General features: G+C 67.0%; 9 protein-coding genes and 1 pseudogene. 8 read left to right on the top strand and 2 right to left on the bottom strand.

Annotated elements, in window-relative coordinates:
• Nucleotides 1–18 precede the first annotated feature (18 nt).
• Nucleotides 19–621 carry a type II toxin-antitoxin system PemK/MazF family toxin gene (locus AC5Y5V_RS04740; protein WP_499931500.1) on the bottom strand — a complete coding sequence of 201 codons (603 nt, stop codon included), beginning with the start codon at nucleotides 619–621 and terminating at the stop codon, nucleotides 19–21.
• Between AC5Y5V_RS04740 and lepA the strand changes: the two are divergent.
• The 3 genes and pseudogenes from lepA to AC5Y5V_RS04755 all read left to right on the top strand — a co-directional run bounded on the left by lepA (nucleotide 603) and on the right by AC5Y5V_RS04755 (nucleotide 4,133).
• Nucleotides 603–2,578, top strand: a pseudogene (lepA, locus tag AC5Y5V_RS04745) (translation elongation factor 4). The gene AC5Y5V_RS04740 and the pseudogene lepA sit on opposite strands and share 19 nt — an antisense overlap.
• Nucleotides 2,579–2,580: 2 nt before the next feature.
• Nucleotides 2,581–3,369 carry a sensor domain-containing protein gene (locus AC5Y5V_RS04750; RefSeq protein ID WP_499931502.1) on the top strand — a complete coding sequence of 263 codons (789 nt, stop codon included), beginning with the start codon at nucleotides 2,581–2,583 and terminating at the stop codon, nucleotides 3,367–3,369.
• Nucleotides 3,370–3,374: 5 nt separating this feature from the next.
• Nucleotides 3,375–4,133, top strand: a complete 759-nt coding sequence (locus AC5Y5V_RS04755; RefSeq protein ID WP_499931503.1) for a sensor domain-containing protein — start codon at nucleotides 3,375–3,377, stop codon at nucleotides 4,131–4,133.
• A gap of 319 nt (nucleotides 4,134–4,452) precedes the next feature.
• Here the strand turns inward: AC5Y5V_RS04755 and AC5Y5V_RS04760 are convergent, their stop codons facing one another.
• A complete protein-coding gene (locus AC5Y5V_RS04760; RefSeq protein ID WP_499931505.1) occupies nucleotides 4,453–6,498 on the bottom strand; it encodes a glycoside hydrolase family 15 protein in 2,046 nt (681 codons plus the stop codon).
• 135 nt (nucleotides 6,499–6,633) lie between these two features.
• On the opposite strand from AC5Y5V_RS04760, the gene AC5Y5V_RS04765 reads away from it, so the two are divergent.
• The 5 genes from AC5Y5V_RS04765 to AC5Y5V_RS04785 all read left to right on the top strand — a co-directional run.
• Nucleotides 6,634–6,837, top strand: coding sequence for a hypothetical protein (locus AC5Y5V_RS04765; protein WP_499931507.1), 204 nt, complete (start codon nucleotides 6,634–6,636; stop codon nucleotides 6,835–6,837).
• 365 nt (nucleotides 6,838–7,202) lie between these two features.
• Nucleotides 7,203–8,243 carry a sulfate ABC transporter substrate-binding protein gene (locus tag AC5Y5V_RS04770; RefSeq protein ID WP_499931561.1) on the top strand — a complete coding sequence of 347 codons (1,041 nt, stop codon included), beginning with the start codon at nucleotides 7,203–7,205 and terminating at the stop codon, nucleotides 8,241–8,243.
• Nucleotides 8,240–9,106 (top strand): sulfate ABC transporter permease subunit CysT, encoded by an 867-nt coding sequence (gene cysT, locus AC5Y5V_RS04775; RefSeq protein WP_499931509.1) that lies wholly within the window; start codon nucleotides 8,240–8,242, stop codon nucleotides 9,104–9,106. Before AC5Y5V_RS04770 ends, cysT begins: the two co-directional genes overlap by 4 nt.
• Nucleotides 9,103–9,921: a sulfate ABC transporter permease subunit CysW gene (gene cysW, locus AC5Y5V_RS04780; protein ID WP_499931510.1), complete on the top strand. Its 819-nt coding sequence runs from the start codon at nucleotides 9,103–9,105 to the stop codon at nucleotides 9,919–9,921. The genes cysT and cysW overlap by 4 nt, the downstream gene beginning before the upstream one ends.
• Before the next feature lie 15 nt (nucleotides 9,922–9,936).
• A partial coding sequence (locus tag AC5Y5V_RS04785) for a sulfate/molybdate ABC transporter ATP-binding protein (RefSeq protein WP_499931512.1) occupies nucleotides 9,937–10,478 on the top strand: 542 nt, incomplete at its 3' end.

Here is a 10,478-nt window from a genome sequence, read left to right on the forward strand (position 1 = left end):
TCCGCCCGGCCGGGGCGCTCAGCGCCAGGAGTAGTCCGCGCGCAACCGCGCGGCGACCACGTCGAAGGTTTCACGTTCCAGGATCGCGCCCTCGCGGCGAATGCTTTCCTCGGGCACGTCCAGCACCCGATCCAGCCGCACCCAGCTCTCCCTGCCTTCGTAATCCCAGTTGCCACTGCCGATCCCGACCCAGTCCCGGTCGGCAGCGTGCCGCTCCTTGCTGGACACCATCAACCCCAGCAAGACGCTGCGGTCACGGCCCACCACGAGCACGGGCCGGTCCTTGCCGCGGGTCGGATCCTCCTCGTAGACCACCCAGGTCCACACGATCTCCCCGGGGTCGGCGCGGCCGTCGAGGTTGGGCGCGTAGACGAGCTTGCGGGCGCGCTGCGCGGTGGGAAAGCTGGTCTTGCTCACCGGCCGTCCCGTGGTGATCTCGGCGGGCGGTTGCGGCGTCACCGCGGCGATGACGTTGACGGTGACCTTCACCACTTGCTGTATCTCCCGCAGGACGGCCTGCGAGTTCTGCACGTGACGGGCAAGCTTGGGAGCACGGTTGGACACCAGGTTCTCCGCGAAATCCTGCAACGTCTTCCACTGTGATTTGCGAGCGGACGACATATTCGCAGCATAGACGCGAGCGGAGAGGGGCGGTCGTGCCGCGGCGTGTCCCAGTACGCTGGACGTGCCGCACAGACCGTCAGTCCAGGAGATTCCCATCAGCAGTTTCGCCGACAAGACCTTCACCGCGCCGGCGCAGATCAGGAACTTCTGCATCATCGCCCATATCGACCACGGCAAATCGACGCTGGCGGATCGGATGCTGCAGCTCACCGGCGTCGTCGACGAACGGTCGATGCGGGCCCAGTACCTGGACCGCATGGACATCGAGCGCGAGCGCGGCATCACCATCAAGGCGCAGAACGTGCGGCTGCCCTGGCGGGTGTCCGACAACGGCCAGGAGACCGACTACGTGCTGCACCTGATCGACACGCCCGGTCACGTCGACTTCACCTACGAGGTGTCACGCGCGCTGGAGGCCTGTGAGGGCGCGGTCCTGCTGGTCGACGCCGCCCAGGGCATCGAGGCGCAGACGCTGGCGAACCTTTACCTGGCGCTGGACCGGGACCTGCACATCATTCCGGTGCTGAACAAGATCGACCTGCCCGCCGCGGACCCGGACCGCTACGCGGGTGAGATCGCCCACATCATCGGCTGCGATCCCGCCGACGTGCTGCGGGTGTCCGGCAAAACCGGGGAAGGGGTGGCCGACCTGCTCGACCACGTGGTGCGTGAAGTGCCGCCGCCGCAGGGCGACCCGGACGCACCCACCCGCGCGATGATCTTCGACTCCGTCTACGACATCTACCGCGGCGTGGTGACGTACGTCCGTGTGGTGGACGGCAAGGTCAGCCCGCGCGAGCGCATCGCCATGATGTCCACCGGCGCCACCCACGAACTGCTCGAGGTCGGCATCGTCTCGCCCGAGCCGAAGCCCAGCGAGGGTCTGGGCGTCGGCGAAGTCGGCTATCTGATCACCGGCGTCAAAGACGTGCGGCAGTCCAAGGTCGGTGACACCGTGACGACGGCGCGCCACGGCGCGAAGGAAGCGCTGACCGGCTATCGCGAACCCAAGCCGATGGTGTACTCGGGCCTGTATCCGGTCGACGGCAGCGACTACCCGAACCTGCGCGACGCCCTGGACAAGCTGCAACTCAACGACGCCGCCCTGACCTACGAGCCCGAGACCTCCGTGGCGCTGGGCTTCGGATTCCGTTGCGGCTTCCTGGGTCTGCTGCACATGGAGATCACCCGCGAGCGCCTGGAGCGCGAGTTCGACCTGGACCTGATCTCGACGTCGCCGAACGTCGTGTACCGGGTGGAGTTGGACGGCGCCGGAGACAACACCATTGTCGTGACGAACCCGTCGGACTGGCCGGACGGCAAGATCCGCACGGTCTACGAACCCGTCGTGAAGACCACCATCATCGCGCCCAGTGAGTTCATCGGCACGATCATGGAGCTGTGCCAGTCACGCCGCGGCGAGTTGGGCGGCATGGACTACCTGTCGCCGGAGCGGGTGGAGCTGCGCTACACCATGCCGCTCGGCGAGATCATCTTCGACTTCTTCGACTCGCTGAAGTCGCGCACCCGCGGCTACGCCAGCCTGGACTACGAGGAAGCCGGCGAGCAGGAGGCCCAGCTGGTCAAGGTCGACATTTTGCTGCAGGGCGAGACCGTCGACGCGTTCTCCGCGATCGTGCACAAGGATTCGGCGTTCGCCTACGGCAACAAGATGACCACCAAGCTCAAGGAACTGATCCCGCGCCAGCAGTTCGAGGTTCCGGTGCAGGCGGCCATCGGATCGAAAATCATTGCCCGCGAGAACATTCGCGCGATCCGCAAGGACGTGCTGTCGAAATGCTACGGCGGCGACATCACCCGCAAGCGCAAACTTCTGGAAAAGCAGAAGGAAGGCAAGAAGCGGATGAAGACCATCGGGCGCGTCGAGGTACCCCAAGAGGCGTTTGTTGCCGCATTGTCCACCGAGTCCGCGGGGGACAGGGGTAAGAAGTAAGCATGACCGCAAAGCGACGCTTGCCGGCCCGAACCCGCTGCGTCAGGCACGTTCTTGCCGGACTGGTGGTCCTCATGCTGGCCACCGGTTGCACCGACGTGGTCCGCGGCACGGTGCGCGCGGCGCCGAACCTCAAGCCGAAACCGCTGACGGTGCAAAACATCAAGCAGGTGCTGCTGGACAGCGATGCGCTCACGAAGATGCTCGAACAGCCGTTCAAGGCGGACTCGGATCTGCCGCCCTGGTTCGGCGGGCCCGACAAGCTGCGCAGCTCCTACAGCAAATCGCCGTCGCGCACAGACTGCCTGGGCGTCACGACGTTGCTGGAGAAGGGCACCTACAAGTCGGCCAGCATCGAGAACGTCGCCGGTGAATCATGGTGGCATGAAGGCAGTTCCGCGAAGGTGATCAGCGTGACCGAAGGCGTGGCGACGCTGCCCACGGTCGCGGCGGCCAACCAGTTGTTCGCGAAGTTCAGTGGGCAGTGGCAGCAGTGTGACGGCGTGAGCATCGACCTGCCGGACCAGAGCCTCAGCTTCACGGATACGGTGAGCGACGTCCGGGTGACCGACTCCGTCCTCGCCGCCACTGTGTCGTCGAAGTCGAACCGCGCTGGCGCCTCGGCCATTCCGCAGGCCCGGGCGCTGGGCGTGCGGGTGAATTGCATCGTCGAGGTCGAGGTCGCCTTCTACAGTTCGCGCCGTCCGTCGGACCAGGGCTCGGCCGAACTCGCGTCCAGCGGCATCGATGTCGTGCGCGCGATGATGGACAAAGTCTCCGGCCTGAGCTGACCCCCATGAACCGACCCCGCTGCCTGCTCGCCTGCCTGTGGATCGTCATCCTGGCCACCGGTTGCACGCACGTGGTGAGCGGAGCGGTGCGGCCGGCGCCCAACATGAAGCCGCGGCCACTCATCGGGCAAGCGGCCAATCAGGTGTTTTTCGACAACGCGGCGCTGTCGAAGATCCTCGAGCAGCCCTTCGAATCCTCGGGTATGAACCGGTCATGGTTCGGGGGGCCCGACAAACTGCGCGGCACTCGGAATAGGTCCCCGCGCGCCGATTGCATGAGCATCACCGCAATGCAGATGCAGCGGGACTATGCCTCGGCCAATGTCAAGGACGTGGGCAGCCAAATATGGTGGCACGAGGGCGGTGCCGCGAAGGTGATCAATGTGGAGGAAGGGATCGTCACGTTGCCCAGCGCCGCGGCCGCGGGCGCGTTGTTCGCAAAGTTCATCCCGCAGTGGCAGCAGTGCGCCGGTGCGACCGTGACCGTGGACGGTTCCACCATCAAGTTCAACGAGGCCATCAGCGACGTGCGGGTGGCCAATTCTGTGCTCGCGGCCACGATTTCGGTCACCTCGGACACCTCGCCCTCGGACTCGGGCATCCCCCACGCGCGGGCCCTCGGAGTGCGCGCGAACTGCATCGTCGACGTCGACATCGCGTTCTACAGCGCGTCGGACCTGGGCGACAAGGGGTCGGCCGACGTCAGCACCAGCGGCATCGACCTCGCTCACCGCATGATGGACAAAGTCAGCGCCCTGACCTGAGCCGGCGGCTGCGCGTCGGGAACCATGTGCCGGTTTGCCGGCCTCAGCGCGACAAGCTGTCGCTCGAAGGCGGCCAAAAGGCCGTATGCCGACTTCTTGTGACGCTGGGACTCGTTAGATCAACGCAGCGCCGCGGCGACAGTCCCCAAATTTGAGGCCCCACCCCCCATCTCACGCAAATGTGAGCGCCCTCGCGGGCACGCGACGGGCCTGGCCGCCCCGAAAGTGCACACAATGCCGGTCAGCAGGCCGGGGTCACCGCGGCGTGTCGGGCGTACAACTGCGCACGCTCGCGGGCCGGCACGCGAACAAACGGCTGCTATACCGGCGCGTTGGCGGGCTGGAACGTGCCGGAGCTGTCGGCTTCCTCTTCCGCGCGGATCACGTGCACGACGGCGTTGATCAGCGCCAGGTGGGTGAACGCCTGCGGGAAGTTGCCCAGGTGGCGGCCGGTGCGCGGCTCGATCTCCTCGGCGTAGAGGTGCAGCGGGCTGGCGTAGGCCAGCAGGCGCTCGCACAGCCGCTTGGCGCGGGCCACCTCCCCGATCTCGACCAGTGCCGATACCAGCCAGAACGAGCAGATGGTGAATGTGCCCTCCTCGCCGCTCAGCCCGTCGTCGGTCTCCTCAACCCGGTACCGCAGCACCAGGCCCTCCTCGGTGAGCTCGTCGGCGATGGCCAGCACCGTGGCGCGCACCCGCGGGTCGTCGGGCGGCAGGAAGCGGGTCAGCACCACCAGCAGCAGCGACGCGTCCAGGGCGTCGTCGCCGTAGCGCTGGGTCAGCACGCCGCGAGCGTCCACCCCGTGCTCGAGGATGTCGGCCTTGATCTCCTCGGCGATCTGGCGCCACTGCTGGGCATAGCTGGTTTCGCCCTGGCGCTCGGCCAGCTTGGCGCCGCGGTCCAGCGCCACCCAGCACATCACCTTCGACGACGTGAAGTGCTTTGGTTCGCCGCGCACCTCCCAGATCCCGCGGTCGGGCTCCCGCCAGTGCTCGATCGCCTCCTCGACCTGCTTTTTCAGCACCGGCCACAGGGTCTCGGGGACCTGCTCGCGGGACTTGGCGTGCAGGTAGAAGGAGTCCAGCACCGAGCCCCAGATGTCGTGCTGGGACTGGTCGAAGGCGCCGTTGCCGATCCGCACCGGGCGGGCGTGGTCGTAGCCGGACAGGTGGTTGAGTTCCTCTTCCACCAGGCTGCGCTCGCCGCCCACGCCGTACATCACCTGCAGCGGGTGGCGTTCGTTGTTGTTGGCGCCGGATACGTCGGCGATGAACGCGAAGAAGTCGTCGGCCTCGCGGTCCAGCCCCAGCGTGTACAGGCCCCACAGCGCGAACGTCGAATCGCGGATCCAGGAGTAGCGGTAGTCCCAGTTGCGCTCGCCCCGAGGCGTTTCCGGTAGCGACGTGGTGCTGGCCGCCAGCAGCGCGCCGGTGGGCGAGTAGGTCAGGCCCTTCAGCGTGAGCGCGCTGCGCTGCAGGTAGGCCCGCCACGGGTGGTCGGGGAAGTTGCCGATGTTGATCCACTGACGCCAGCACTCGGTGGTCTGCCACATCTTGTCGGCGGCTTCTTCGTAGGTCTGCGGCGCCGGGTGCTTGGTCCAGCTCAGCGCGACGAAGATGTCGTCGCCCTCTTTCATCCGGGTGCGGGCGCGGGCTTCGCGGCCTTCCAGGCCGATGTTGAGGTTGGTGGTCAACCGCAGCGTGGGGTGGGCGTCGGGCTGCTTGCTGGCGCGGGCGATCGCCTCGCCGTACGCGTTGGCCGAGTATTCCCAGGTGGCGCCGACGCGGTGGTAGTCGAACGCAGGCTCGCAGCTCATCATCAACTCGACGGTGCCGCTGACGCAGCGGACCGTGCGCAGCAGGATGTGTTCGGCGTCCCAGTCCATCGGCGTGCGGCGGTGGGTCCGCGACCGTCGCTCGATGTCGTGCCACTTGCCCATCACCAGGGCGTCCCGCACGATCAGCCACCCGGTGTGGGTCTGCCAGGTGGTCTCCATGATCAGGCTGCCGGGTAGGTAGCGCCGCGCCGACGGCACCGAAACGCCGTAGGGCCCCAACCGGAAATGACCGGCGCTGCGATCCAGGATCGCGCCGAACACGCTCGGCGAGTCCGGACGCGGCACGCACAGCCACTCGACCGAGCCCGCGGGCGAGATCAGGCAGGTCGTCTCCCAGTCCGACAGGAAGGCATAATCCGCGATCGGCGGGAATGGATTCCGCAGCGACGAACTGGACGTGTACGGCGCGGGCAAGCTGTATTCGACGGGCACTGCGGGCGCCGCTTCCAGGGCGTAGGGCTGGGGCGCCCCGTCGAGCGCCTCCGGGTCGGCGGGCTGGTCGGCGGAATGGGCGTGCAGAACCATCCCGACATCATCATCTGTCGACCTGCCCGTCGTCTATTTTTTGCCCGAGTTGTTACCCGCTGTGCCAGTCGCGCTCGGCCCCGCGGACCCGCCATTTCCATCACCGTGACTTTTTCTCCGACACGCGTCGGTAGGGTGAAGCCGGTGAGCGGGTTCCTGAGTTGGTGGGACGGCATCGAGCTGTGGCTTTCGGGGCTCGCCTTCGTGGTGCAGGCGCTGCTGGTCATGCCCGTCGTGCTGTTGCTGGCCTATTTCACCGCCGTGGTGCTGGACCGGGCGCTGAACATGGGCATCCAGTTGATTGGCCGGGCCCGACGCTCGGACACGACACTTGGGTAACGGGATGCCGCGCTCACACGTGACGTTGGTTCTCGTCGCGCTCGTGGTGCTGGTCGTCGTCGCCTGGGTGTTGACGCACTGACGACCTCGGCGCCCTGAGGCAACCAGCGAATTCTGTTACGCTTCGCGCCATGCACGCAGGACCCGGCGTTTCGCGGTGCCCTGGTCGCGCGCTCGGCCTCCGGAGTGCGATCGGGGCGATTCGCGCTGCGTCTGACCTGCACTGTTGTTGCTGACTGAATAACCCGTGCGCGGTACGGCACGGACCTGGCCGATCACCTCGTTGAGCGCCAGGCGCCTTCCGTAGCAACGGGACAGCTGTCCACAAGTCCCGTACCGGAAGGCCATAAATGCCGCAGACGTTCATGGACATCGGGAGGGCGCCGCGCCGACGGCGTTCTCTCGCGTTCGGGGTCGCGCTCGCCGTGGTCGTCGGGCTCGTCGCTTCATGCCACGGCGGCGCCAGCGACGTCGTCGGCGGCGGCGGCCCGGCGGGTTCGACCAAACTCACCCTGGTTGCCTACTCGGTCGCCGAACCCGGCTGGAGCAAGGTGATCCCCGCGTTCTACAACACCGACGAGGGCAAGGGCGTTCAGGTGATCACCTCGTTCGGCGCCTCCGGCGACCAATCCCGCGGCGTCTTCGACGGCAAACCGGCGGACCTGGTCAATTTCTCCGTGGAACCGGACATCACCCGCCTGATCAAGGCCGGCAAGGTGGCCAAGGACTGGAATGGCGACGTCACCGCGGGCATCCCATTCGGGTCGGTGGTGACGTTGGTGGTACGCGCGGGTAACCCCAAGCACATAAAAGATTGGGATGATCTGTTGCGGCCCGGTATCGAGGTCATTACGCCAAGTCCGCTCAGTTCGGGCTCGGCCAAATGGAATCTACTTGCGCCCTATGCCGTCAAGAGCGAAGGCGGAAAGAACAGCCAGGCGGGGATCGACTTCGTGCACAAACTGGTCAGTGAGCACGTCAAATTGCGCCCCGGCTCGGGACGCGAGGCGACCGACGTTTTCGTCCAGGGCAGCGGCGACGTGCTGATCAGCTACGAGAACGAGGCGATCGCGACGGAGCGGCACGGCAAGCCGGTCGAGCACGTCAACCCGCCCCAGACCTTCAAGATCGAGAACCCGATGGCCGTGGTGACCAGCAGCCCGCACCTGAAAGCCGCGACCGCGTTCAAGAACTACCAGTACACCCCCGCGGCGCAGAGGCTGTGGGCGCAGGCCGGCTTCCGGCCGGTCGACCCCGCGGTCGCCACGGAGTTCCGCGACCAGTTCCCGGCGCCGGCGAAACTGTGGACCATCGCCGACCTCGGCGGTTGGGCCACGGTGGACCCCCAGCTGTTCGACAAGACCGGCGGCAGCATCACCCGGATCTACACGCAGGCCACCGGATGACCGCCGTAGCGATCCCCGGCGCCCCCGGCACCCAAGCCCCCGCGGGTCCCCCGACGCCGCGACCGTCCGGCGGTCCGCGCACCACCTCGCTTCGGGTGGGCGTGGCGGTGGTGTGGCTTTCGGTGATCGTCCTGCTGCCGCTGGCGGCCATCGTCTGGCAGGGCGCGGGCGGCGGTTGGCGCGCCTTCTGGGCGGCGGTGTGGTCGCACGCCGCGGTGCAGTCGTTCGAGGTGACACTGACCATTTCCGCCGGCGTCACGCTCATCAACACGGTCTTCGGCCTCCTGATCGCGTGGGTGCTGGTGCGCGACGACTTCTTCGGCAAGCGTCTGGTCGACACCATCATCGACCTGCCGTTCGCGCTGCCAACCATCGTCGCCAGCCTGGTCATGCTGGCCCTGTACGGCAACAACAGCCCGGTGGGCCTGCATCTGCAGCACACGGCGTGGGGCGTGGGGGTGGCGCTGGCGTTCGTGACGCTGCCGTTCGTGGTGCGCGCCGTTCAGCCGGTGCTGCTGGAAATCGATCACGAGACCGAGGAGGCGGCGGCCTCGCTGGGCGCCAACAACCCCAAGATCTTCACCTCCGTCGTGCTGCCGGCGCTGACGCCGGCGCTGCTGTCCGGTGCGGGGCTGGCGTTTTCGCGGGCGATCGGCGAGTTCGGTTCGGTGGTGCTGATCGGTGGTGCCGTGCCCGGCAAGACCGAGGTGTCGTCGCAGTGGATCCGCACCCTGATCGAGAACGACGACCGCACCGGAGCCGCCGCGATATCCATTGTCCTGCTGTCGATCTCATTCGTGGTGCTGCTGATCTTGCGCCTCGTCGGTGCGCGGGCCGCGCGGCGCGAGGAGCTGTCGGCATGACCATGTCGCCGAGGGTCCGCTACCTCATCCGGTTCGTCGCGCTGGCCTATATCTTTGTGCTGCTGGTCGTTCCGGTGGCGGTGATCCTGTGGCGCACCTTCCAGCCGGGGTTCGGTCAGTTCTACGACTGGGTCAGCACGCCGGCGGCGATCTCGGCGCTGAACCTGTCGCTGCTGGTGGTGGCGATCGTGGTACCGCTGAACGTGATCTTCGGCATCCCGACGGCTCTGGTGCTCGCGCGCAACAGGTTCCGGGGCAAGGGTGTCCTGCAGGCGATCATCGATCTGCCGTTCGCGGTGTCCCCGGTCGTAGTGGGCGTGGCCCTGATCGTGCTGTGGGGATCCGCGGGTGTCCTCGGGTTCGTCGAAAAGGACTTCGGGCTGAAGATCATCTTCGGCCTGCCCGGCATCGTGCTGGCCAGCATCTTCGTCACCCTGCCGTTCGTGGTCCGCGAGGTGGAACCGGTCCTGCACGAGTTGGGAACGGACCAGGAGGAGGCCGCGGCGACCCTCGGTTCCGGGTGGTGGCAGACGTTCTGGCGCATCACGCTGCCGTCCATCCGCTGGGGCCTGACCTACGGCATCGTGCTGACCGTCGCCCGCACCCTCGGTGAATACGGTGCGGTCATCATCGTGTCCTCGAACCTGCCGGGGACGTCGCAGACGCTGACCTTGCTGGTGTCGGACCGCTACCAACGCGGAGCCGAGTACGGCGCGTACGCGCTGTCGACGTTGCTGATGGGTGTCTCGGTGGTGGTGCTGGTCGTCCAGGTGGTACTCGACGCACGCCGGACACGGGCGACCAAAGTTGCCTGACAAGGAGATTCGCGGATGAGCAAGGCACGGACCGGCCACGACGCCCAGGGTGAGCACGCGATCGTGGTGCGTGACGCCTACCGGCACTACGGCGATTTCGTCGCCCTGGACCATGTCGACTTCGTGGTGCCCGCGGGGTCGCTGACGGCGTTGCTGGGGCCCAGCGGGTCGGGCAAGTCGACACTGCTGCGGGCGATCGCCGGGCTGGATCAGCCCGACAGCGGCACCATCACGATCAACGGCCGCGACGTGACCAGGGTCCCGCCGCAGCGGCGCGGCATCGGGTTCGTGTTTCAGCACTACGCGGCGTTCAAGCACCTGACGGTGCGCGACAACGTGGCCTACGGCCTGAAGATCCGCAAACGGCCCAAGGCGGAGATCAAGGAGAAGGTCGACCACCTGCTGGAAGTGGTGGGGCTGAGCGGATTTCACGCCCGCTACCCCAATCAGCTTTCCGGCGGCCAGCGGCAGCGGATGGCGCTGGCGCGGGCGCTGGCCGTCGATCCGGAAGTGCTGTTGCTCGACGAGCCGTTCGGCGCGCTGGACGCCAAAGTTCG

This window comes from Mycobacterium sp. NGS68, from assembly GCF_059812195.1.